Source organism: Nocardia alni (genome assembly GCF_019038435.1).
Taxonomy (GTDB): domain Bacteria; phylum Actinomycetota; class Actinomycetes; order Mycobacteriales; family Mycobacteriaceae; genus Nocardia; species Nocardia alni.
In genome coordinates, this window is sequence record NZ_JAGPOX010000026.1 from 1 (window position 1) to 23201 (window position 23201).

Consider the following 23201-nt stretch of genomic DNA (forward strand, 5'->3'; position numbering starts at 1 on the left):
CGACGGCGACACCGAGCCGACCATCCCTGCGGACATTTCCCCCGCGCCCCCGACCATCCGCCCCGATCCCGTGGACACGCCGAAACCCGTTGGCGCGCCGCCGCGTTCCTGGACCCCGACCATGCGGTGCCGGCGGGGGCGAGGGTGGCGGATCGCGGGACGCTCGCTGACGACGCTGGTCGCGGTCGTCGCGCTGGTGATGACCGGGGTGGGCTGGAACTATCTGCGGGCCACCGACAAGGGCTTCACCAAGGTGCAGGCGCTGGATACCGGATCGCACGACATCGTTGATCCGGTCGATCAGCTGGGTGACGAGAACTTTCTGATCGCCGGAACCGATTCGCGCGCGGGAGCCAACGGCGAGGTCGGGGCGGGCACGACGGCCGACGCCGAGGGCGCCCGCTCGGACACCGTCATGCTGGTGAACATTCCCGCGAGTCGTCAGCGCATCGTCGTGGTGTCGTTCCCGCGCGATCTGGATGTCACCCGGCCCTCCTGCGCGGCCTGGGACAACGAGAAGGCCGAGTACACCGACGTGAAATGGGCCTCGGCGGCGGGCAGCAAGCTCAATGCCACCTATGCGCTCGGCGGTCCGAAATGCCTGACCAGGGTGATACAGAAACTGTCCGGATTGAAGATCAACCATTTCATCGGGCTCGACTTCACCGGATTCGAGTCGATGGTCGACACCGTCGGCGGGGTCGAGGTGTGCACCGCCAAACCGATCGTGGACGGCCAGCTCGGCACCATCCTGTCCGATACCGGCCACCAGACCATCAGTGGCGCGACCGCGTTGAACTATGTGCGCGCCCGGCACGTCATCGGCGAGGAACGCAGCGACTACGACCGCATCCACCGCCAGCAGCTGTTCCTGTCCTCCCTGCTGCGCAGTGCGCTGTCCAATCGCGTGCTGTTCGATCCGGGCAAGTTCACCGGATTCGTGAACGCCTTCACCGGCCACGCCTTCATGGACAACACCGATACCCGGGACCTGCTGATGCTGGGCCGGTCGCTGCAGAAGATGCCCGCCGGGGAAATCACCTTCCTGACCGTGCCGACGGCCGGGACCACGTCCTACGGCAACGAGATTCCCCGCGAGACCGACATCAAGGCGATCTTCCGGGCCATCATCGACGACCAGCCGCTACCCGGGGAACAGCGTCCGCCCGGACCACCCCCAACATCGCCGGCCGAGCCGCCGCATCAGCTGACGGCCACCGACCCGGCCACGGTGTCCGTGCAGGTCACCAATGCCTCGACCACCACGGGCCTGGCCGGCGCCACCGCCGCCAAGCTGGCGAAGCCCGGATTCCAGATCTACAGCGTCGACACCTACACATACGGCACGCTGTCGACCACCGTGGTGCGGTACTCGTCCGGACATCAACGCGACGCCGCGACGGTCGCCGCCGCACTGCCGGGCGCGAAACTGCAGGTTGCCTCGGGTCTGGGCAGTGTCGTGCAGGTGGCGCTCGGCACCGATTTCTCCGGTGTGGTGACCGCGCCGCCGTCGTTCGGCACCGCGCTGCCCGATATCGCGTCTATGCCCGCGATGCAGGGGGATCACGACGATCCGGTCACACTTCCCGCCGATCTCGAGCACGTCAACGCCGCCGACGACAGCTGCGAATGACGGGCGCTGTGCCCGCCTACACACCGGCTCCGGCTTACCCTTCTCACCTGCGGGGATACGGTTAGCAACGGGCAACACCCGCGGTTCACCCACCGTTGGTGACACAGTCAGGGCCGCGAACTAATGTTTCGTTCCATGCGTGTCATCTACAACGAGCAAATGGCTGAGCTCGCCCACATTCTGGGTGAAATGGCCGGTATGGCGGGTTCCGCCATGGATCAGGCGACGCAGTCGCTGTTGCAGGCCGATCTGGCCCTCGCCGAACAGGTGATCACGGAGTCCGACCGCATCGCCGAGATGAACACGAACGCCGAGGAAAAGGCCTTCGCGTTGCTGGCCCTGCAGGCCCCGGTCGCCGGTGATCTGCGTCAGGTGGTCAGCGCCATTCAGATCGTCGCCGATGTGAACCGGATGGGCGCGCTGGCCCTGCATGTGGCCAAAGTCGCCCGCCGTCGCCACCCCAACCACGCGCTGCCCGAGTCGGTCAACGGCTACTTCGCCGAAATGGGCCGGATCGCGGTGAATATGGGCGCGGCAGCCAAGGAGGTGCTGGAGACCCGTGATCCCGAGCGCGCCGCACAGCTGAACCAGGACGACGAGGCGATGGACGATCTGCATCGCCACCTGTTCACGCTGCTGATGGACCGCGAGTGGAAGTTCGGTGTCGCCGCCGCGGTCGATGTCACGCTGCTGGGCCGCTACTACGAGCGCTTCGCCGATCACGCCGTCGAGATCGGCCGCCGTGTGGTGTTCCTGGTGACCGGCACGCTGCCCCCGGATCCGGACGCCGAGTCCGAAACGATCTGAGCGGCCGGTCATTTCGGCGCGCACCCGAGACACCCCTCGTCATTCCCGCATGCTGCGACGGGAATGACGAGGGCGGGGCGATCCTTTACCCGAACCGGCCGGAGATGTAGTCCTCGGTGGCCTTCTGCGACGGGTTGGAGAAGATCTTCTCGGTCTCGTCGATCTCCACCAGGTTGCCCGGCTTGCCCTGCTCCTTGAGGTTGAAGAAGGCGGTCTGATCGCTGACCCGCGCGGCCTGCTGCATGTTGTGGGTCACGATGACGATCGTGTACTGCTTCTTCAGCTCGGAGATCAGATCCTCGATCGCCAGGGTGGAGATCGGGTCCAGCGCCGAACACGGCTCGTCCATCAGCAGCACGTCCGGGGAGACGGCGATCGCGCGGGCGATGCACAGACGCTGCTGCTGACCGCCCGACAGGCCGCCACCCGGCTTGTCGAGGCGGTCCTTCACCTCGTTCCACAGGTTGGCCCCGCGCAGTGAGCGCTCGGCCACCTCGGTCAGTTCCTTCTTGTTCCGCACGCCCTGCAGCCTCAGCCCGGCCACCACGTTGTCACGAATCGACATGGTGGGGAACGGGTTCGGGCGCTGGAACACCATGCCGATGGTGCGCCGCACGCCGACCGGGTCGATCTGCGCGCCGTAGATGTCCTCGCCGTCCAGCAGTACGCCGCCCTCGACGCGCGCGCCGGGAGTGACCTCGTGCATGCGGTTGAGCGAGCGCAGCACCGTGGACTTACCGCAGCCCGAGGGTCCGATGAAGGCGGTGACGCTGCGCGGCAGCACGGTCAGCGACACATCGGAGACGGCGTGGAACTTGCCGTAGTAGATGTTGAGATCTTTGACATCGATCCGCTTGGCCATGGAGTGATTCCGTCCGCTTCTATCGTTTCCGCGTGAGCAGCTTGTTGATGACCGCCGCCCCGAGGTACAGCAACGCGATGATCAGGATCAGGGTCATTGCCGCACCCCAGATCCGGGCGCGACCGGCCGGCTCGGGGTTGGACAGCTCCTGGTAGATCATCAGCGGCAGGGAGGCCATATTGCCGGAGAAGATGTTGAAGTTGATCGCCCGTGAATATCCGACCAGCACCAGAACCGGTGCGGTCTCGCCCATCACGCGGGCGACGGCCAGCAGCATGCCGCTGATCATGCCGGGCGCGGCGGTCGGCACGACGATGCGCACGATCGTCTTCCACTTGGGCACGCCGAGCGCATAGGAGGCCTCGCGCAGTTCGTCGGGAACGAGCTTGAGCATCTCCTCGGAACTGCGCACCACTACCGGCAGCATCAGCAGCACCAGGGCGAACGACACGGCCAGCGCGCTCTGCTCGAACTTGAACGTCGCGATCCACAGCGCGAAAACGAACAGCGCGGCCACGATCGAGGGCACACCGGCGAGGATGTCGACCATGAAGGTGGTGACCCGAGCCAGCCGCCCACGACCGTATTCGACCAGATAGATCGCGGCCATGATGCCCAGCGGAATCGAGATGATCGCCGCGACGCCCGACTGGACGATCGTGCCGTAGATCGCGTGATACGCGCCGCCGCCGTACTGTTCGGGCAGGACGCCGTTCTGGGACTTGGTCCACCAGCCGTTGCGGGTGGCCGCGTGCAGGCCGCGCTGCACCACGGTGATCAGCACCCAGCCCAGGGGCACCAGGGCGATGGCGAAACTGAGCCACATGACCACGGTCGCGACGTTGTTGCGAATCCGCCGGGCCATGCTGATGTGACGGAAGGGGGGAGCCTTGAGCGGACGATCCAGCGTGGAGGTGGTCATCAGCCGTTCACCTTCCCGCCCGCGGCGAACCGGGCCAGCGCGTTGACCACGAAGGTCAGGACGAACAGCACGAAGCCCGCGGCGATGTAGGCGCCGGTGGGCAGCGCCTGGCTGAATTCCGAGGCCGCCGAGGCGATCTTGGAGGCGAACGTGTAGCCGCCGTCGAACAGCGACCAGTGCCCGGCGGTCGACGCGGTGCGCAACACCATCAGCACCGCGATGGTCTCACCGAGGGCGCGGCCCAGGCCGAGCATGGATCCGGCGATCACGCCGCTGCGCCCGTAGGGCAGCACCGTCATCCGGACGACCTCCCACTTGGTGGCGCCGAGGGCCTGCGCGGCCTCGACATGCGAGCGCGGGGTGAGGTTGAACACCTCACGGCTGACCGAGGTGATGATCGGCAGGATCATCGCGGCCAGCACGATACCGGCGGTGAAGATGGTGCCACCGCCCTGGATCGACACGTTGCCCTGTTTGAACAGGAAGAACCAACCGAGGTTGTCGTTGAAGAACTGCTCGATCGGCGAGAGGTAGTGCGCGAGCACCAGATAGCCCCAGAGACCGAACACGATCGAAGGCACCGCCGCCAGGAGATCCACCAGGACCGAGAACGGGCGCGCGAGCACCTTCGGCGCGTACTGGGTCAGGAACAACGCGATCCCGACCCCGATGGGCACCGCGATCACCAACGCGAACAGCGCGCTCATCACCGTGGTCATGAACAGATCACGGATGCCGAAACGCAGATGATTAGCGTCATCGGTGTTGAATTGAGTGCTGGTGAAGAAGTTGGCCTCGTTCGCCCGTATCGATGGCACCGCGCGGACCAGCAGGAACACCGCGATCAGCGCGATGGCCGCGACGATGGTCAGACCGGCGGCGGTGGCCATCGAGCGGAAGGCCACCTCGGCACGCGGGTTGTGGCCGCGGGCCCCGATGGGCTCACCGTTATCGGGCGGTGCGGTGTCGGTTTCACTGGACATGAGGCCGGAATCTCCGTCTGGCCCACCACCGGCCGGGTTCGACCGGCCGGTGGCGGCGACTTCGTCGTGCAGGGTCATGGGGCGGCTATCAGGAAATCGCGTTGATCGCCGCGGTCAGCTTGGACTTGAACGAGTCGGGGATCGGGATGTAGCCGACGCCGTCCAGACCATCCTGCCCGTTGGTGACCGCGGAGGTCAGGAATGCCTTGACCGCGGTGGCGGTGTCGGCGTCCTTGTACTTGGAGCAGACGATCTCGTAGGTGCCCAGCACGATCGGGTACGCGCCCGGATCGGTCGGGTTGTAGAACGAGGAGGTGTCCAGCACCAGGTCGTTGCCCTGGCCCTTGACCTTCACGCCCGCCACGGTCTTCTGCGCCGACGCGGTGGTCAGCTGGACCGGGGTGCTGCCCGAGGCATCGGTGGCGACAGCCGCGGTCTTCAGGTGCTGTGCCTCGGCGAAGGACCACTCGTTGTAGGTGACCGAGCCGGGGGTGCCGTTGACGGCGGCGGAGGTGCCGTCGTTGCCCTTGGCGCCCTCGCCGACGCCGCCGTTGAAGGTCTTGCCCGCGCCCTTGGTCCAGGCGCCCTTGCTGGCGGCGGCCAAGTACTGCTGGAAGTTGTCGGTGGTGCCCGACTGGTCGCTACGGAAGACCACGTGGATCGCGAGATCCGGGAGCTTGGCCGAGGAGTTCAGCGCGGCCAGCGCCGGGTCGTTCCACTTGGTGATCTGGCCGGAGAAGACCTTGGCGGCGGTGGGGCCGTCCAGGGTCAGGCTGTCCACGCCGGGGACGTTGAAGGTGATCGCGATCGGACCGAACACCGTCGGCAGGTTCCACGCCGGGGAGCCGCACGCGGCCTGGGCCTTGTCGTACTCGCCCTTGGACTGGCTCAGCGGGGAGTCCGAACCGGCGAAATCGGTCTGGCCGCCGGTGAAGTCGTTGACGCCCGCGCCCGAACCACTACCTGTGTAGTCCAGGTTGTAGCCGGGGCAGTTGGTCTGGTAGGCGGCCACGAACCTGGTCATCGCGTTCAACTGCGCGGTCGAGCCGCTGGACTTGAGCGACTTCTTGCCGCCGCAGTTGACGCTGACCTTGGCGACCGACGTGGCGCCGGTGCTGGCCGTGTTGTTGTCACTGCCACACGCCGTCAGGGTCAGGGCGCCGGCCGCGGCCAGCACACCAACGAGAGCGCTGCTGCGCTTGAGATTCACCTATACCTCCGGTAAAAGCTCGATACACGTCCAATCCCTCAACGATCGAACGGGTTTCCGTGGTGGCTGATTTGGCGAACCTGCGCACCAGGCAACGTCATGCCGCCCTCAAGTAACCTAGATTCAGCCGGTTGACAGCTGGACCTGGGTAAGTGAACGCAGAGTGAACAACCCGGCGCGAATTGCACGTTTCCGGTGTGACATTTGCCGCAGAGTTACCAGATCGATGGAATATCGGCCCGGCGGTCAGCCGGAGGCCGATAGCTGCGCAACTGCCCTCGAACGCACACGCTGTCGGGATCCGGCTAGAGAATCCCCAACCCCGCGTGGCGTAAACCCACTATCTCAGGGGGCGGAGTAGGCGGCGTCGACGTGCGCGGTGCCGAATCCCAGCCGGGTGTAGGTGTGCACCGCGGCGGTGTTGTCCGCCTCGGTATACAGCAGCACCTCACCCAGACCACGATCGCGCAGGTAATGCAGGCCCGCGAGGGTCAGCAGGCGGCCGAGCCCACGCCCCTGGGCGGCAGGATCGATGGCGACCACGTACACCTCGCCAACCGGCGGTTCCTCATTGTCGTGCACCTTGGTCCAGTGGAATCCGAGAATACGCTCGGGGGCCGCCGAATCGACCGCGATGAACAGACCCTTCGGATCGAACCACGCCGATTCGCGGCGCGCCGCGATATCGCCGTCCTCCCAGCCGCCCTGTTCGGGATGCCAGTCGAAGGCGGCGTTGTTCACCCGCAGCACCTCCGCGTCGTCGGCGGGCCCGGCATAGGTGCGCAGCGAGATGCCCTCGGGTACTGCCAACTCCGGTAACTCCGGCGTTGCCAATGGGCGGCGCATCTGCCAGAGCTCACGGGCCACGGCCAATCCCAGCCGCCCGGCCACCGCGCGGGCCGGCGGCAGATTGCCGTGCGCCCACACCCGGGCGGCCGAACCGCCCTCGGACAGCGCGGCGGCCACCAGCGCCGCGCCGATGCCGCGACCGCGGTGCCGCGGATCCACCGCGACCTCCGCCATCGCCGGATGTTCGTCGCGCGCGGCGACGAGATTCGCATAGCCCGCCACCGTGCCCTCGCGCATCGCCAGCCTGTGCCCTGCGGCGTCGGCGGTGCTCAGCGACAGCACGGCCTGCTCGGAAACCGGCGCGACACCGTCGGTTGCGGTCGCGCGAGCAAGCAACTCGCGCACTTCATCGGCGGCATCGGGGGACAGTTCACGGGCCCAACCGGACAGGTCCGCGGCCTCCAGAGTCACGACTCCACCTCGCCGGCACTCGGCTCCGTCGTACCGGAGACGGACTGTATCGGCACTCCGCTCACGACAGCGAACCGTTGACCGGTGCCAGGTGCGAATCCTCGGCGCCGCCGCCCGCGCCGTCCTCGTCCGGGACGGGTGGGGCCGGTTCGTTCTTGTTCGACCCGCTGGACCGGGCCGGGCGCACCGCCTTGTAGCCGACGTTGCGGACCGTGCCGATGAGCGATTCGTACTCGCTGCCCAGCTTGGCCCGCAGCCGCCGCACGTGCACGTCGACCGTACGGGTGCCGCCGAAGAAGTCGTAGCCCCACACCTCCTGCAGCAACTGCGCCCGGGTGAACACCCGTCCCGCGTGCTGCGCGAGGTATTTGAGCAGCTCGAACTCCTTGTAGGTGAGATCGAGCGGACGCCCGCGCAGGCGAGCGGTATAAGTGCCCTCATCGATCACCAACTCACCCAGGGTGATCTTGCCGGTGTTCTCCGGGCTGGCCGCACCGCCGTTGCGGGCCACGAGCAGGCGCAGCCGGGCGTCGAGCTCGGCCGGGCCGGTGCCGGGCAGCAGGATGTCGTCCAAACCCCAGTCGGCGTTGACCGCGACCAGGCCGCCCTCTGTGAGCACCGCGACCACCGGCACCGAGGACCCGGTGCTGCCGAGCAGCCGGCACAGTCCGCGAGCGGCGGCCAGATCGGTGCGCGCGTCCACCAGCGCCACATCGGCCGAACCGGCCTCGAGCAGCGATGCCACCTCGGTCGGGGCAGGCCTGACATTGTGGGGTAACAACGCCAGCGAGGGCAGAACCGACTCCGGATTCGAGTCAGACGTCAGCAGGAGTAGCTCCACCGGCCCTCCTCCCAATCTGGCATGTCCGCGGCAACCTCGGTGTCCTTCGCGAATCCATGCTCGTTCGCACTGGTATTTCGTGCCTACATTAGCGCGTCGGACGGGTTGACCACGCATTCCAGACACTCGTCGGCTCGCTGTCGCGCAAATCCCGCCGAGGATCCGACTCCGCGAGCCTCGGCGACACGACAACAGATATCGTTTCGTCCATGCGCAAGGTCGTAGTCGGACTGCTACTGCTGGTGGCGTTCGCAGTGGTCGCCGACTTCACCGCGGCCGCCTATTCGGAGTACCGGGTGTCGCGGTCGTTGCGGGCCGGTGGCGAACTGTCCGCCGACCCGGACGTGACCATTCACGGCTTTCCCTTCGTGGCACAGGCCTGGCGAGGTGATTTCCGCAACGTCGATATTCGCGCGCGCGCCAACCGCCCGGACATTCCGGGCGAGATCCTGGTCGAGGCCACACTCAACGGCGTGCATCTGCCCGCGCACGCGCTGGTCGACGCCGATACGCACGTGGTCCCGGTGGACAAGGTCTTCGGGCGGATGCGGATCGAGCCGGTCGAACTCGGCCGGTTGTTCAACATCCCGGACCTGGACATGCGCGGGCCGCCCGCCGATAAATCGGACGGCACCGGCGGTTCGGGCGGTTCGGGCATCACCACCCAGGGCGCGCTCATCCTGTCCGGGACCATTCCGCTGGGACCGGAGCTGCGCAGTACCGAGCGGGTCAGTGTGCGCGCGGATCTGACGCTGGACGGCGATCAGGTCCGTATCGTCGCGACCGATCTGTACCAGGGGGATTCGACCTCGCCGGCCTCGGCCTCGAACACGACGCCGCCGAGCCCCGACCTGGACAAGAACGCGGTGCTGGCCCGGTTCACCCGCACCATCGACACCCGGGATCTGCCGTTCGGGGTGCACCCGACCAGCGTCAAGGCGCTGGGCGGCAATATCATCGTGGAGGGGGAGGGCCAGGATATGACGATTGATATGGACAGGTTTGCCCAGCCATGATGGAGATCACGATTCTTGCGGCGGTGCTGCTGGTCGGCGCGGTCGTCGGAATATTGCTGCGCCGTCATGAGGGACGCGTGCGCGATTCGGCGTCCGGGCGGTCGGCCTCCGCCCAGGATGCGGCGCGGACCGCGCTGCTGTCCCGGATCGGTGTCGGCGCGAACAAGCCCGCGGTCCTGCACTTCTCGGCCGACTGGTGCGGGCCGTGCGCCGCGGTGCGCCGTGTGGTGACGGGCGTGGTCGCCGATCTGTCCACCGCCGCGGCGCCGCCGCTGGACATCGAGGTCGATATCGACGCCGATCCCGCGCTCGCCAAGGAGCTGAACGTGCTGTCTTTGCCGACGACGTTCGTCTTCGACGCCCTCGGCCGGGAGCGATTCCGGATCTCCGGGGTGCCCAAGGTCGGCGATCTGCGCAGCGCCCTTGTGCCGCTGACCCTGGTGGATGCCGCCTGATCCTGCGGTTTTGCGGACCCGGGTCCAATTTCCGCGCCGAACCGGGTAAAGTGCTTATCGTGCAAACCCGCCGCGAGCTTATGCTCACCCGTCGCCGCACAGTCGACCTGTGCCGCGTCGGCGGTTGTTGCTGCCTGTGCATGTAGCCGGTCGGCCTTTACCCATCCCGCTGCCGACCGGTTGTCCTACCTCGTGAGTGATCTCGTCGATCCCCCCGTGATCCGGCGTTCTCCGACAGATAAGACGTATGCAGCACAGGAGTTCCCCCAATGTCCGACAACATCCCCTCCGGCCCCGTCCAGGTTGACGTTCGCGGTCCACGCGTCGCGGCCTGGATCACCACGGCGGTCTTGATCCTGGTCTTGATCGCCGCCGCCGTCTCCCCCGCCCTGGCGACCATTCTGATCGCAGTGCAGGCGGTGGTCTTCGCGCTCGGCGCGCTGAACGGTCCGCGCCGCAGTCCGTACGGCTGGGTCTACGCCCGGCTCGTCGCGCCGCGCATCGGCCCGGCAACCGAATTCGAGCCCGTACCGCCGTTGCGGTTCGCTCAACTCGTCGGGCTGGCCTTCGCCGTCATCGGTTTCATCGGCTTCGCCGCGGGTAGCACCGCGGTCGGCGTCGTATTCGCGGCTTTCGCACTGTTCGCGGCGTTCCTCAACGCGGCCTTCGGTATCTGCCTTGGCTGCAAGCTCTACCCGCTCGCGCTGCGACTGCGGCCCGCGACAACCTCCTCCTGATCCGCACCACCCGCCCAACCCGGCAAGTCATATCGAAAGGGAAATAACATGGCTCGCTCCGATGTCCTGGTCTCCGCGGACTGGGTCGAAGAGAACCTCAATACCCCCGGCGTCGTCATCGTCGAGGTCGACGAGGACACCTCCGCCTACGACACCGGCCACATCGAGAACGCCGTGAAGATCGACTGGAAGCAGGACCTGCAGGATCCGGTTCGGCGTGACTTCGTCAACCGTGAGCAGTTCTCCGACCTGTTGTCGGCACGCGGTATTTCCAACGACGACACCGTGGTCCTCTACGGTGGCAACAACAACTGGTTCGCCGCGTACGCGTACTGGTACTTCAAGCTGTACGGCCACCGCGACGTGAAGCTGCTCGACGGCGGTCGCAAGAAGTGGGAGCTGGACGGCCGCCCGTTGTCCACCGCCGCCGTGACCCGCCCGGCCACCGGCTACAAGGCCGGCGAGCAGGACCTGTCCATCCGCGCCTTCCGCGACGACGCCATCAACGCGATCGGCGTGAAGAACCTGGTCGACGTGCGTTCGCCCGACGAGTTCTCCGGCAAGATCCTCGCCCCCGCGCACCTGCCGCAGGAGCAGAGCCAGCGTCCCGGCCACATCCCGGGCGCCCTCAACGTGCCGTGGAGCAAGGCCGCGAACGAGGACGGCACCTTCCGCTCGGACGAGGAACTGGCCGAGCTGTACAAGGACGCGGGTCTGGACGGCGAGAAGGAGACCATCGCCTACTGCCGCATCGGCGAGCGTTCCTCGCACACCTGGTTCGTGCTGCAGGAGCTGCTCGGCCACAAGAATGTCAAGAACTACGACGGAAGCTGGACCGAGTACGGCTCCCTCGTGGGAGCACCGATCGAGTTGGGAGCCTGAAAACCCATGTGCGCAGCACCTACGCAGGGCCAGACCCTGCCCGCCAATGTCGACACCGAAAAGGAGACGGTTCTCACCGGCCGTGTCCTGGACGCCTCGGGCCAGCCGGTAGGCGGCGCGTTCGTGCGTCTGCTGGACTCCAGTGACGAGTTCACCGCCGAGGTCGTCGCCTCGGGCACCGGTGATTTCCGTTTCTTCGCCGCTCCCGGCTCCTGGACCATCCGGGCGCTGTCCTCGACGGGCAACGGCTCGGCGCAGGTGAGCCCGGAGGGCGCAGGCGTGCACACCGTGGACGTCACCGTCGCGAAGTAGCCTGTAGCAGCAACCGAAACGGCCCCGGATTTCCGGGGCCGTTTTCGCGTCCGTGGGCGAGGTCGATAGACTCACGGACGTGGTCGTTGCATTCGAGGTACTGCTGGTTCTCGTCGCCGTGCTGATCGCTTGGTTCGGTCTGTACGTCCTCTACCGCCTCTTCACCGAGTCGTGAGTGAATCCGAGAACGTCGAAAACTCAACACTGAACGGTTCCGCGCCCGAGGTGGCGTCCGGAAACGGTTCGGCCCGTCGCGGTGACACCGCCGCGCCGCGCCGCAGCGGCGACGCGGCCGTGAACGACGCGGCCGAGCGCGCGAGATCCACCGGGGCTCGCAATGTTCCGCAGCTCCCGGACCTGCCGCTCCCCGAGGACACCGCGAATCTGCGGCTTGGCCCCGACCTGAGTTCCTCGATGCTCGCACTGCTGCCGCTGGTCGGTGTGTGGCGCGGCGAGGGCGAAGGCAACGACCCGACTCGCGGCGACTACCACTTCGGCCAGCAGATCATCGTCGCGCACGACGGCGGCGACTATCTGACCTGGGAGTCGCGCTCCTGGGTGATCGACGCCGACGGCACGTACCAGGGCCCCGATCTGCGCGAGAGCGGCTTCTGGCGGGTCGGCATCGACGGCGACGACGAGGTCATCGAGCTGCTGCTCACGCACAGCTCGGGAATCGTGGAGCTGTTCTACGGTCAGGCCCTGACTCAGTCCTCCTGGGAGCTGGCCACCGATGTGGTGATCCGCAGTCAGTCCGGCGCGGTCGTCGGCGGCGCCAAGCGCCTGTACGGGATCGTCGAGGGCGGAGATCTGGGTTACGTCGAGGAGCGCGTGGTTCCCGACGGGGCCCTGGAACCGCGCCTGTCGGCTCGCCTCCAGCGCTACATCGGCTGAAACGCTCCGTCGGGAGCACTCCATCGGGGCTGAGCGCCGACTACATCTCTTTAAAAAGGTACGACCCCCGAGCCGTACCGCGGAGATGCTTCTCTCGCGGTCCCGGTCGGACAAACCGGGAACTCGGGGGCCGGGTGACTGCCTTGGATTCGCCGCGCGCTGGCGCAGACGGACTCCGTCGCAGCCGTGGCGGCAGACTCAACCTGTCGACGCCTTCACATCCCGCCTCACTCGAGCGGGTTGTCGCTTTGGCATGCTTTCCGTTCGCCTCTCAGGCATCGGATACATGCCGACCGCATACCCTTACGAATAAGGAAAGTTGCGAACTCGTCCGCACAGGTGGATCCGCCACAGCGATGGCGCTAGCTGACAGCCACCTCACGTGTCCTTTGAATACTCATTCTTTGAACCACCTCCTTCCCGTGTACGACCAACTTATCGGGCGGATCGCCCGGTCGGCAACGTATTTTCGCGGGCGGCGTAATCGCAGGTCAGCCGGTTGCCGCGCGAAGTTCGGGGATCGATCGATAGCGCGCCTGTCGTGTCCACTCGCACGACGGTGTCGGCGTGATGGTCCGGGGGCAGTTGGTGGGTGACCACCACGACGGTGCGGTCGGCGGCGACCAGGCCGCTCGTGTCGTCGAGGAGGGCGCGCAGCAGGCCGGCGCCCGCTGCAGCCTCCATATGTTCGGTGGGCTCGTCCAGCAGCAGGACCCGGGCCGGGGAGATCAGGGCGCGGGCCAGGAGTAGTCGGCGGCGTTGGCCGCCGGATACCGCCGCCGCGCCGCCGACCAGATCGGTGTGCAGGCCCTCGGGGAGCCCGTCGAGCCATTCACCGGCGCCGACCGCGCGCAGGGCGGACTCGGACTCGGCCTCGGTCAGGTCTCCCCGCGCCACCCGCAGATTCTCCAGCACCGTCGTGCCGAACAGGTGGGCGTCCTCGGCGAAGAAGGTGACGCCCGGGCGTGGCGTGTCGAGCAGGCCTGCCCACGCCATGAGCAGTGTGGTCTTGCCCGCGCCGCTCGGTCCGACGACCGCGATGCGGCGGCCCGGCGGCAATTCCGGCAGCTCACGCGGATACCGGCCCGGCTCTACCGCGGGCTGCTGCACCTTGCCCTTCCAGGCTGGGCCAACCGAGGCAATGCCGCGCAGATCATCGTCGCGGCGGTGGCGCTCCGACTCCCGTCCCGGTCTGTTCCGCTGTGCCGCATACCCGCCGGATGGTGCGGCCGCGATCCGCAGCGACCGTTCACCCTTGTTCGTGCGTGCAGCAGACCCTTGGGTGCCTTGCACGGCATCGATCCGGTGCAATGCGGCACGGCCTTTGGTGAGCGCCTGCGCGGCGGCGGGGAGGACGCCCACGGCCTCGAAGGCGGACAGCGGCAGCAGAACGAGGACCGCGAGCGCCATCGGGCTGATGCCGCCCGGTGACACGGTCTGCACGGAGTAGGCGGGGGTGGGCACGACCGGATGCCCGCCGTACAACAGGATTCCGATGAGCAGCGCGCCGAATACGCTGGCGCCGATCGATACCGGCGTTGCCGCGGCAGCCCAGGCGCCGTGCGCGGCGGCGCGATCCTCGGCGGCGACGGCGCGTCGCCCCGCCGCGTTCGCGGCCGCCAGCGCGTCGTTGAGGCGCCCAGCCACACGGAGTTCGGGCGCGTGGTCGAGCACGGTCATGGCGACCGCGGTGAATTCGGTGCGATCGGCGCGCACGGCCAGTTCGGCCTCGCGGGCCGCCCGCGCGGACAACCACGGGGCCAGGATGCCCGCGACCGCCAGCGCAACCGCGAGAACCACTGCGGCGGGGATGGATACGATCGCCAGCACAGCGGTCGCCGCGACGGACAAGATCACCGCGACCGCGATCGGCACCAGCGCCCGCACCACCACCGCACCGAGATCGTCGATATCCATGCCGACGCGGGTGAGCAACTCACCCCGCCGCAGCCGGGTCGGATCATCCTCTCCGGTGCGCACGGTGCGCCGCGGAGTCCAGATATCGGCCCCCGCCAGAGCCGAGTACACGGAGGTACGCGCGGTGCTCATCGCCCGCAGCGCCACATCGTGGGTGGCCAGGCGCTCCAGATACCGGAACAGCCCCCGCGAAATCCCCAGCGCCCGAACGGCGACCACGGCCACACTCAGATCCAGCACCGGCGGCATCTGCCAGGCCCGCGCGATCAGCCAAGCCGCCAGGCCCGCCAACGCAAGCCCGCTCCCCAGCGCCAGCGCACCCCACCCGATCGAGACCGCCACCCGCCAACGTGACAGCCCCAGTAACTCCCACATCCGCCGGATATCGTGCCAACCCCCGCTCATCGGACCGCTCCGGAGGCGTCGAGCCCGGCAGCATCGCCCACGGACGCTGGTCCATCGGGTTCTGCCGACTTGATCACGATCCGCGGCGACGCACCGGCACCGGAGTCTTGAACCGCGACCCGCCGCGACAGCCCGAGCGCCTCCCGCATCTGCCGAACATCGCCCCGCACCCCGCTCATCGGGCCACCGCCCGGGGCGCGTCGGCCCGATGTCGACGGCGTGGATTGGAGAGTGTATCGGAATCACCTGGGAGCAAGCCGTTTTCGGGTTCGGTGAACGAATCCGAATCGCGGTTCCCGATAGTGTCGACGGCGCTCACGACGGTAGTGACTGGCGAATCGTCTCGGGTAGCACGGACCTCGACGATATGGTCGGCGATCGCCAGGAGGTCGGGGCGGTGGGCGACGACGATGACCGTGGCGCCCGCGCGGGCGCGATCGGTGAGGGCGGACAGGACGGTGGCCGCGCTCGCGTCGTCCAGGTGGGCGGTGGGCTCGTCCAGTAGCAGGATCGGGCGGGCGGATGCGAGCACTCGGGTCAGGGCCAAGCGCTGGCGCTGGCCCAGGGAGAGGCCCAGACCGTCCGTGCCGACCACCGTCTCCCAGCGGTCCGGCAGTTCCGCCAGCACGGCGTCGAAGCCTGTTGCGCGGCAGGCTGATTCCAGTTGATCGGCGCGGCCGGATTCGGATCGCGCCCCGAGCAGTTCGAGGTTCTCACGCAGTGTGCCGGGCAGTAGCACCGGGCGCTGTGGCAGCCAGGCGATCTGTGCCCACCAGAGTTCGGGATCGAGGTCGGGTACCCGGATTCCGTCCACGGTGACGGCACCCTCGTCAGAGGTGAGAAGGCCGAGAATCGCCTGCAAGGCAGTCGTTTTGCCGCATCCGTTCGGACCCGCCAGCACGGTCACGGCGCCGGGCCGCAGCACAGCGCTCAGTCCCGCGGGTGCGCTGCCTTCACGCGCCCGGACGGTCAGATCGCTAATCTCGATGACGCCGTGCGGATTCGGAACCTCACCCACCGTGGTGCGCTTCGATCGGACCCCGAATTCCGGTGTCTCCAATACCGCGAAGGCGCGCTCGGCGGCAGCCATACCATCCTGGGCGGCGTGGAACCGCTCGCCCACGGTCCGCAGCGGCAGATATACCTCCGGCGCCAGAATCAGCCCCAGCAGGCCCGCGTACAAACCCATATGGCCGTACACCAATCGCATCCCGATCGACACCGCGACCAGCGCGACGCACAGGGTGGCCAGCAATTCCAGCACCATCGAGGAAAGGAATGCCACCCGCAGCGCCGACATCGTGCGCACATGCAGGGATTCACTCAACGCGCGCACCCGGTGCGACATCGTCGGGCCCGAATTGTCACGGTCATCGGCCGGGCACGCGCCGACGCCCATCGAATTCGGCCTGCCACCCGGCCCACCGGCGGCGCCCGCCCCTGCTGGGTTCACGCCGTTGACCGGATCATCGGCGACCACGACCGGGCCGGGTGTGATCACGGGAGAGTTCTTCGAGCTCTGGGCCGAACCGTGTGTCGCCCCAGCCGATTCGCGCCCCAGGGGCGGATCGGCGGCGACCACGACCGGGCCGGGTGCGATCACGGGAGAGTCGTTCGAGCTCTGGGCCGAACCGTGTGTCGCCCCGGCCGATTCGCGCCCCAGGGCGCGCAGGGTCGGCATCCCCGCGAACAGGTCAAGCAGCTGATCCGACAGCCGCGTGGTGGCGATCAGCGTCGCGGCCGCCCGTCCCTGGGTCATCAGCCCGATCAGGATCATGAACACCGGGATCAGCGGCAGGGTCACCAGGATGATCACTCCGACGGTCACGTCGTGGATCGCGATGACCGCCAGCACGATCGGCGGCGTCAGCGCGGCGAGCAGCAGCGCCGGAAGGTATCCGGTCAGGTAGGCCCGCAGTCCGCTCAGCGCGCTGCCCACCACGACGGCCAGTTCGGTTCGGCGCGAATCCAGCTCGCGCGGCGCGAAGCCCGCCCCGCGAGCCAGGACAGCCTGCTCGAGCTCGGCCGTGACCTGTGCACCGGCTCGATGCGACAGCCGCGACTGCCACCAGGTCGCCACAGCGCGGCAGCCCACCGCCACCGCGAAAACCACCAGTTCGGCGGTCCAGGACCCGGGGGTGCGCTGCCCCGGATCGGTGATCACGCCCGCCAGAACCCGCGCCAGCGCCAGCGCCGCCACCACGACGCATACCGTGATCACCAGCGAAAGTCCCACGCTGGCACCGAGATAACGGCGAGCGGAGCGGGCATACCGCCACAGGCGCGGGTCGACGGGTCCTGCCATGACTCAGCCCGCCGCACCCTGTCGCAGCGACAGACCGATCGACGGCGGGATCTGCTCGACGGTGAGGCGCTTGCGGAACACCCAGTAGGTCCAGCCCTGGTACAGCAGCACGACCGGGGTCATGACGACCGCGCACCAGCTCATCACCATCAGGGTGTAGTGCGTCGAGGACGCACTCACGGTGGCATGGCCGCCGACGACGCGCCCGTCCACGCTCAGCCCGAATGCCGGGTCGATGCTCGAGGGCAGCACGTAGGGGAACAGCGCGCCGAAAAGCAGGACGACCGCCGCGATGACGGTGAGCGCGGTCCCGGCGAAGGCCCACCCGTCGCGACCGCGCAGCAGCGCCGCGCCCGCGAGCGCCAGGCCGATCACGGCCAGCGCCAACGGAATCCACGTCCAGCCCTTACCGTGCGCCAGCTGCGTCCAGATCCCGAAGGCGGCCACCACGACCGCGACGGGAACCAGGATCACCCGGGCGATCCGATGCGCGGCGTCCCGGACCTCTCCCCCTGTCTTGAGCCCGATGAACAGCGCGCCGTGCAGGATGAACAGCAGCGCGGTGGTCAGCGCGCCCAGCAGCGCGTACGGGCCGAGCAGATCCAGCAGGGTTCCGCCGATCTGCTTGTGCGCGTCCAGTTTCACTCCGTGCACCATATTGGCGAAGGCCAGCCCCCAGGCCAGGGCGGGAACCCAGGATCCGAACACGATGCCCGTGTTACAGACCGCCCGCCAGCGCGGATCGTCGATCTTGCCACGGTATTCGATGGAGCAGATCCGCACGATCAGGGCGACCAGGATCAGCAGCAGCGCCAGATAGAACCCGGAGAACAGGCTGGCGTACCACTCCGGGAAGGCCGCGAACAGCGCGCCGCCCGCCGTGATCAACCACACCTCGTTGCCGTCCCATACGGGACCGATCGTGTTGAGCACCACCCGTTTACGGGTCTCGGACCCGCGACCGATGATAGGCATCAGCATGCCGACACCGAAGTCGAAGCCCTCCAGCACGAAATAGCCGGTGAACAACACTCCGATCAACAGGAACCAGAATTCCGGCAGACTCATCGCATTCCTCCTCTCGGGGAAGGTAGGCCGGCGGAGCTTGCGCAGCCGGCGGGGTGGATGAACTCAGTAGGCGAACGAAAGTTTTTCGACGGCAACACCGTTCGCGTCGCCGGCGACCGCGGCGGGCTGCTCGAGACCCTCGATCACGTAACGCCGCTGCAGGTAGAACCACACGACCGCGAGCACGCCGTAGAGCAGGCCGAAAACGATCAGCGAGGCCAGTACCGTGCCCGCGGTATGGTCGGATACCGCCTGCTGCACGGTAATTCGGATATGCGGATCTCCGGTGGGATTGGGCGCCACCACCCAGGGCTGCCTGCCCATCTCGGTGAACACCCAGCCCGCGCTGTTACCCAGGAAGGGCGTCGGGATGACGATCAGGCTCAGCCATCCGAACCACTTCTGCCCGGGCGCCCGACGACGCCGGGTCATCCACAGCCCGACCAGCGCGATGACCGCCGACCCGGCCGCCCAGGTGATCATCGCCCGGAAGGTCCAGTACGTGACGAACAGGTTCGGCCGGTAGTCGCCGATCCCGTACTTCTGATTGTCGCTGATCTGCAGGTCCTGCACACCCTGCAGGGTCACGCCGGAGAACTTGCCCTCGGCCAGGAACGGCAGCACGTACGGCACCTCGATGACGTGCGTGACGCTGTCGCAGTTGTTGTGCGTGCCGACGGTGAGCACCGAGAAGTCCGGATCTGTCGCGGTGTGACACAGCGATTCGGCCGAGGCCATCTTCATCGGCTGCTGTTTGAACATGAGCTTGCCCTGCGTGTCACCGGTGATCACCAGCACGACACCCGAGATGATGATCACCCACATGCCCAGCCGGGCCGCCGGACGCCACACTTCGCGCGCCACATCGACGTTGCCCCTGCGGGATTCGCGCACCATCCACCAGCCGCCGACTCCGGCCACGAAAGTCGCCGCGGTGAGGAAGGATCCGGCGACCACGTGCGGAAAGGCCGCCAGCGCGGTGTTATTGGTGAGCAGCTGCGAAATGCTGTGCAACTCGGCGCGTTTGGTGACCGGGTTGTATTCGGCGCCGACTGGATGCTGCATGAACGAGTTGGCCGCGATGATGAAGTACGCCGAGGCGTTCACCCCGATCGCGACCAGCCAGATGGTGGCCAGATGCACGAGTTTGGGCAGCCGCGTCCAGCCGAAGATCCACAGCCCCAGGAAGGTCGACTCCAGGAAGAAGGCGACGAGCCCCTCCATCGCCAGCGGCGCACCGAACACGTCACCGACGAATCGAGAGTATTCGCTCCAGTTCATGCCGAACTGGAACTCCTGCACGATGCCGGTCGCGACACCGAGTGCGAAGTTGATCATGAACAGCTTGCCGAAGAACTTCGTCAGCCGATACCAGGAGTCCTTGCCGGTCACCACCCACGCGCTCTGCATGATCGCCACCAGGGGCGCCAAGCCGATGGTGAGCGGCACGAACATGAAGTGATAGACGGTGGTGATACCGAACTGCCATCGCGAAACATCGACAACGCTCATCCGCCCTCCAGACCTACTACAACATGTCGTAGTAAAGGCTACGCCGGATGCGGTGCCAGACAACGAGTCTTAGATCACGACACTCCAACGAAGTTGCGGTAAATTAGCGCGGTCATACACAGGTCCGACAGGACCTGCTCTGTCATGCGGGTTCCGGATCCCTCCGACGGATCCGGATTGTTACCAGTCAGCCGTGCTCCACGTCCGCGCGATGCCCCGGTTCACCAGCTCGACGATCTCGGGCGCACAGTCCGGCGCCGACATTCGCAACCCGTCCAGCGAATTGACCCGTGCGGCGAGGGTCATACTCGACAGCAACCAGACACTCTCGGCGGTGATCAGATCCGCGGTGAAGAACGACCGGTACTTGCAATCCCAGCCCGCCCGCTCGGCCTCGGCGAACAGCGCACGCTGGGTGATGCCCGGCAGCACCCCACTGCGGGCGGGCGCGGTCAGCAGTTGCTTGTCGCGCTGAATGACCACCGTCGAGCGCGGCCCCTCCAGCACCCGGTGTTCGGTGCTGGTGAAGATCACGTCGTCGGCGTTCTGCCGGGCCGCGAAGCGCAGCGCGGACATATTCACCGCGTACGACAGCGTCTTGGCGCCCATCAGCAGCCACGGCGCGTTCTGCGCCAGCTCGACCGAGATCCCGCGCGGCAGGGTGATCACCGAAACACCTTCGGCGCGAGCCTTGCCCACCCGCTCGGCGACGGGCGACACGAGGACGTAGGCGGTGGAATCGTCCGGGCCCGACAGCGCGCCCGAGGTGACCGGCGACGCCGCGGCGGCGCTCTCCCGGCCGCGGGTCAGCACCAGGCGCAGCTGCCCCTCGCGCTCGATCCCCCACTCCTTGGCCGCGATCTCCACCGCGCTGCGCCACTGCCCCAGATCGGGGTCGGGTAGATCCAGTGCCTGCGCCGAACGCCGCAGGCGGGCCAGGTGCAGTTCGAACGCGCAGGGTTTGCCCTCGCGCACCAAGATTGTTTCGAAGACGCCGTCGCCACGCAGCGCGCCGATATCGTCCGCAGAGAGCAACGGCGCGTCCGGGTCCTGGACAGTGCCGTCGAGTGTCACCAGAACTCGATCCACCATGCGCAGAAGCCTAGGCGACAGGACGGTTCTAGGAGAGGCTACCGAACTCGCAGTTCTCAACTGCGCCGCGAATCCTGTCGAGCAAATAGCCAGCACCGACAAATACCAGGTCAAGTGCCGGAATGCGGGCGCGAAACTGGCGCACATGCGCGCTGTGTCTCGAATGTGCCCGCCGCGGCCCGACCGGGCCGGCGGCGTACCGAACGGAGCCTGAGCGAATTACTCGCCTATTGTGGATCATGTGTCTGTGGATCTGCCGCCCAGTCCGCTACTGAGCATCGAAGGGGCCGTCGCGGGACCATCCGAAACTCCCGATGCCGCCGTCGCCTGGCATTACGGGGATCCGTTCGGTGAGCAGCGCGCCGCTGTCGAGCGCGCGGCCGTGGTCGACCGCTCCCATCGCTTCGTCATCTCCCTCACCGGCGCCGAACGCCTGAGCTGGTTGCACACCATCTCCAGCCAGCACATCTCCGAGCTACGCGACGGCGAGTCCGCGGAGAATCTGGACCTGGACCTCAACGGCCGGGTGCAACACCATTTCGTGCTCACCGATCTGGACGGCACGCTGTGGATCGACACCGAGGGCGAACGCGGCCCGGCACTGCTGGACTATCTGCGCAAGATGGTGTTCTGGGCCGACGCGCACCCGCAGGCCGCCCCCGATCACGCGGTGCTGAGCCTACTCGGCCCGCGCGCCGCCGAGCTGACCGAGGCCTTGGGCGTCGAGCAGTTGCCGCAGCGGGTCTATGCCGCGGCGCCGCTGTCCGGCGGCGGATTCCTGCGCCGGATGCCCTGGCCGACCGGCGACAGCTTCGATCTGCTCGTCCCGCGCGCCGCTCTGGGCGAGCTGTGGTCGCGGTTGACCGCCGCCGGTGCGGCGCCGGCCGGCCTGTGGGCGTACGAGGCGCTGCGGGTGGCGGCGCTGCGCCCGCGTATCGGCGCCGATACCGACGACCGCACGATTCCGCACGAGGCCCACTGGATCGGCGACATCACCGAATACGGTGCGGTGCATTTGAACAAGGGCTGCTACCGCGGTCAGGAGACCGTCGCGCGCGTGCACAACCTCGGCAAGCCGCCCCGGCGCCTGGTGCTGCTGCATCTGGACGGCTCCGCCGACGCCCGCCCGGCCACGGGCGATCCGGTGACCGCGGACGGGCGGGCGGTGGGTCGGCTCGGCACGCTGGTGGACCACTACGAGCTGGGTCCGATCGCCCTGGCGCTGATCAAGCGCACCGTGCCGGTGGACGCGAAACTCGAGGCGGGCCCGATGGCCGCGGCCATCGACCCGGACTCCGTCCCCGGGGATGACGGACCGCAGGCCGGGCGCCTCGCGGTGGAACGGCTGCGCGGGCGATGAACACCGGCCGGGTGCTCGCGGTCTGCGTCGTGCACGCCGAACTCGAATATCCGCCGAAGGTCAGCAAGGTCGGCCGCACGGCGATCGACAAGCGCCCGGTGTCCGGGCGGGTCGCGGTGCGGTACCTCGGCGTCGAGGGTGACCACGTCTGCGATCCGGTCAATCACGGCGGCGTCCACCAGGCCGTCTACGCGTATGCCGAACAGGACGCGCGGCGCTGGGCTGAGCGGCTGGGCCGAGTTCCCCAGGGGGACGGTGGGCCGGCTGGGGCGGACGGGCTCCGCCCGGGCTGGTTCGGCGAGAATCTACGGATCGAGGGGCTGCCGGTCAGCGACGCGGTCCTCGGCGAGCACTGGCGGATCGGCGAGGTGGTACTGGAGGTGTCCGCGCCGCGCGTGCCCTGTGCCACCTTCCAGCATTGGACCGGCGAGGCGCACTGGGTCAAGCGGTTCACCCAGCAGGGCGATACCGGCGCTTACCTGCGGGTTCTGTCGGAGGGCACGATCGGCGCGGGCGACGAGGTGCGCATCGAATACGTGCCCGAGCACGGCGTCACCGTGCGCGACTTGTTCACCGGCCACGATCCGGCACGCCTGCAACTGCTGCTCGCGGCGGAGCCGACGATCTCCGACGATGTCCGGATACAGATCGCGCGACATGCGCGCCGGGCCGAGCGAGTCGGATCGTAGGTTCGGCGGCGCACGCCGGGCGGCGAATGCGGTAACCCG

Annotated in this window: 20 protein-coding genes and 1 pseudogene; 10 read left to right on the forward strand and 11 right to left on the reverse strand. The window is 67.6% G+C overall.

Annotation, left to right across the window (positions count from 1 at the left end; genetic code table 11):
* Positions 1-1633 (forward strand): LCP family protein (locus JZ791_RS12715; protein WP_216894464.1); only part of this gene is annotated, 1633 nt, incomplete at its 5' end.
* A 135-nt stretch (positions 1634-1768) separates the two neighbouring features.
* Positions 1769-2440 carry a phosphate signaling complex protein PhoU gene (gene phoU, locus JZ791_RS12720; protein WP_216894465.1) on the forward strand — a complete coding sequence of 224 codons (672 nt, stop codon included), beginning with the start codon at positions 1769-1771 and terminating at the stop codon, positions 2438-2440.
* A gap of 85 nt (positions 2441-2525) precedes the next feature.
* Here the strand turns inward: phoU and pstB are convergent, their stop codons facing one another.
* The 6 genes from pstB to JZ791_RS12750 form a co-directional block, all read right to left on the reverse strand.
* Positions 2526-3302: a phosphate ABC transporter ATP-binding protein PstB gene (gene pstB / locus JZ791_RS12725; protein WP_216894466.1), complete on the reverse strand. Its 777-nt coding sequence runs from the start codon at positions 3300-3302 to the stop codon at positions 2526-2528.
* Between the two features lie 19 nt (positions 3303-3321).
* Entirely contained in the window at positions 3322-4224 is a 903-nt protein-coding gene (pstA, locus tag JZ791_RS12730; RefSeq protein WP_216894467.1) for a phosphate ABC transporter permease PstA, read from the reverse strand.
* Complete coding sequence (gene pstC / locus JZ791_RS12735) at positions 4224-5207, reverse strand: phosphate ABC transporter permease subunit PstC (protein WP_216894468.1); 984 nt, start codon at positions 5205-5207, stop codon at positions 4224-4226. Before pstC ends, pstA begins: the two co-directional genes overlap by 1 nt.
* Before the next feature lie 88 nt (positions 5208-5295).
* Positions 5296-6417, reverse strand: a complete 1122-nt coding sequence (gene pstS, locus JZ791_RS12740; RefSeq protein WP_216894469.1) for a phosphate ABC transporter substrate-binding protein PstS — start codon at positions 6415-6417, stop codon at positions 5296-5298.
* Between the two features lie 345 nt (positions 6418-6762).
* On the reverse strand, positions 6763-7677 hold the full coding sequence (gene mshD / locus JZ791_RS12745; RefSeq protein ID WP_438804513.1) for a mycothiol synthase: 915 nt from the start codon (positions 7675-7677) through the stop codon (positions 6763-6765).
* A 61-nt stretch (positions 7678-7738) separates the two neighbouring features.
* Positions 7739-8518, reverse strand: a complete 780-nt coding sequence (locus JZ791_RS12750) for a winged helix-turn-helix transcriptional regulator (protein ID WP_216894470.1) — start codon at positions 8516-8518, stop codon at positions 7739-7741.
* Positions 8519-8727: 209 nt separating this feature from the next.
* Here JZ791_RS12750 and JZ791_RS12755 point away from each other — a divergent pair, with 209 nt between their 5' ends.
* The 6 genes from JZ791_RS12755 (at position 8728) to JZ791_RS12780 (ending at position 12814) form a co-directional block, all read left to right on the forward strand.
* Entirely contained in the window at positions 8728-9534 is an 807-nt protein-coding gene (locus tag JZ791_RS12755) for an LmeA family phospholipid-binding protein (protein ID WP_216894471.1), read from the forward strand.
* On the forward strand, positions 9531-9989 hold the full coding sequence (locus JZ791_RS12760; protein WP_216894472.1) for a thioredoxin family protein: 459 nt from the start codon (positions 9531-9533) through the stop codon (positions 9987-9989). Before JZ791_RS12755 ends, JZ791_RS12760 begins: the two co-directional genes overlap by 4 nt.
* A 269-nt stretch (positions 9990-10258) precedes the next feature.
* On the forward strand, positions 10259-10726 hold the full coding sequence (locus tag JZ791_RS12765; RefSeq protein ID WP_216894473.1) for a DUF4395 domain-containing protein: 468 nt from the start codon (positions 10259-10261) through the stop codon (positions 10724-10726).
* 48 nt (positions 10727-10774) lie between these two features.
* Complete coding sequence (locus JZ791_RS12770) at positions 10775-11608, forward strand: sulfurtransferase (protein WP_216894474.1); 834 nt, start codon at positions 10775-10777, stop codon at positions 11606-11608.
* A 6-nt stretch (positions 11609-11614) separates the two neighbouring features.
* Positions 11615-11920 carry a DUF1416 domain-containing protein gene (locus JZ791_RS12775; RefSeq protein WP_216894475.1) on the forward strand — a complete coding sequence of 102 codons (306 nt, stop codon included), beginning with the start codon at positions 11615-11617 and terminating at the stop codon, positions 11918-11920.
* A 225-nt stretch (positions 11921-12145) separates the two neighbouring features.
* Entirely contained in the window at positions 12146-12814 is a 669-nt protein-coding gene (locus tag JZ791_RS12780) for a heme-binding beta-barrel domain-containing protein (protein ID WP_308162905.1), read from the forward strand.
* A 435-nt stretch (positions 12815-13249) separates the two neighbouring features.
* On the opposite strand, the gene cydC is transcribed toward JZ791_RS12780, so the two are convergent.
* From cydC to JZ791_RS12805, 5 genes and pseudogenes are all read right to left on the reverse strand, one after another.
* Positions 13250-15136, reverse strand: coding sequence for a thiol reductant ABC exporter subunit CydC (cydC, locus tag JZ791_RS12785; protein ID WP_216894476.1), 1887 nt, complete (start codon positions 15134-15136; stop codon positions 13250-13252).
* A gap of 355 nt (positions 15137-15491) precedes the next feature.
* Positions 15492-17441 (reverse strand): annotated as a pseudogene (locus JZ791_RS12790) (ABC transporter ATP-binding protein/permease); the annotation flags it as partial.
* A gap of 3 nt (positions 17442-17444) precedes the next feature.
* On the reverse strand, positions 17445-18509 hold the full coding sequence (gene cydB, locus JZ791_RS12795; protein WP_216894477.1) for a cytochrome d ubiquinol oxidase subunit II: 1065 nt from the start codon (positions 18507-18509) through the stop codon (positions 17445-17447).
* A 63-nt stretch (positions 18510-18572) separates the two neighbouring features.
* Positions 18573-20021 (reverse strand): cytochrome ubiquinol oxidase subunit I, encoded by a 1449-nt coding sequence (locus tag JZ791_RS12800; RefSeq protein WP_216894478.1) that lies wholly within the window; start codon positions 20019-20021, stop codon positions 18573-18575.
* A 180-nt stretch (positions 20022-20201) separates the two neighbouring features.
* On the reverse strand, positions 20202-21113 hold the full coding sequence (locus tag JZ791_RS12805) for an aminodeoxychorismate lyase (RefSeq protein WP_216894479.1): 912 nt from the start codon (positions 21111-21113) through the stop codon (positions 20202-20204).
* Positions 21114-21342: 229 nt separating this feature from the next.
* Here JZ791_RS12805 and ygfZ point away from each other — a divergent pair, with 229 nt between their 5' ends.
* Together ygfZ and JZ791_RS12815 are read left to right on the forward strand one after the other, a co-directional pair.
* Complete coding sequence (ygfZ, locus tag JZ791_RS12810) at positions 21343-22473, forward strand: CAF17-like 4Fe-4S cluster assembly/insertion protein YgfZ (RefSeq protein ID WP_216894530.1); 1131 nt, start codon at positions 21343-21345, stop codon at positions 22471-22473.
* Complete coding sequence (locus JZ791_RS12815; RefSeq protein ID WP_216894480.1) at positions 22470-23162, forward strand: MOSC domain-containing protein; 693 nt, start codon at positions 22470-22472, stop codon at positions 23160-23162. Before ygfZ ends, JZ791_RS12815 begins: the two co-directional genes overlap by 4 nt.
* The last annotated feature ends 39 nt before the right edge of the window (positions 23163-23201 follow it).

What these genes read in the sequence shown, in the direction of transcription:
- JZ791_RS12815 (WP_216894480.1), top strand. Translation starts at nt 22,470, where the DNA reads ATGAACACCGGCCGGGTGCTCGCGGTCTGCGTCGTGCACGCCGAACTC.
- JZ791_RS12755 (WP_216894471.1), top strand. Translation starts at nt 8,728, where the DNA reads ATGCGCAAGGTCGTAGTCGGACTGCTACTGCTGGTGGCGTTCGCAGTG.
- pstB (WP_216894466.1), bottom strand. Translation starts at nt 3,302, where the DNA reads ATGGCCAAGCGGATCGATGTCAAAGATCTCAACATCTACTACGGCAAG.
- JZ791_RS12805 (WP_216894479.1), bottom strand. Translation starts at nt 21,113, where the DNA reads ATGGTGGATCGAGTTCTGGTGACACTCGACGGCACTGTCCAGGACCCG.
- JZ791_RS12765 (WP_216894473.1), top strand. Translation starts at nt 10,259, where the DNA reads ATGTCCGACAACATCCCCTCCGGCCCCGTCCAGGTTGACGTTCGCGGT.
- cydC (WP_216894476.1), bottom strand. Translation starts at nt 15,136, where the DNA reads ATGAGCGGGGGTTGGCACGATATCCGGCGGATGTGGGAGTTACTGGGG.
- JZ791_RS12770 (WP_216894474.1), top strand. Translation starts at nt 10,775, where the DNA reads ATGGCTCGCTCCGATGTCCTGGTCTCCGCGGACTGGGTCGAAGAGAAC.
- phoU (WP_216894465.1), top strand. Translation starts at nt 1,769, where the DNA reads ATGCGTGTCATCTACAACGAGCAAATGGCTGAGCTCGCCCACATTCTG.
- cydB (WP_216894477.1), bottom strand. Translation starts at nt 18,509, where the DNA reads ATGAGTCTGCCGGAATTCTGGTTCCTGTTGATCGGAGTGTTGTTCACC.
- JZ791_RS12800 (WP_216894478.1), bottom strand. Translation starts at nt 20,021, where the DNA reads ATGAGCGTTGTCGATGTTTCGCGATGGCAGTTCGGTATCACCACCGTC.
- pstA (WP_216894467.1), bottom strand. Translation starts at nt 4,224, where the DNA reads ATGACCACCTCCACGCTGGATCGTCCGCTCAAGGCTCCCCCCTTCCGT.
- JZ791_RS12775 (WP_216894475.1), top strand. Translation starts at nt 11,615, where the DNA reads ATGTGCGCAGCACCTACGCAGGGCCAGACCCTGCCCGCCAATGTCGAC.
- pstC (WP_216894468.1), bottom strand. Translation starts at nt 5,207, where the DNA reads ATGTCCAGTGAAACCGACACCGCACCGCCCGATAACGGTGAGCCCATC.
- JZ791_RS12760 (WP_216894472.1), top strand. Translation starts at nt 9,531, where the DNA reads ATGATGGAGATCACGATTCTTGCGGCGGTGCTGCTGGTCGGCGCGGTC.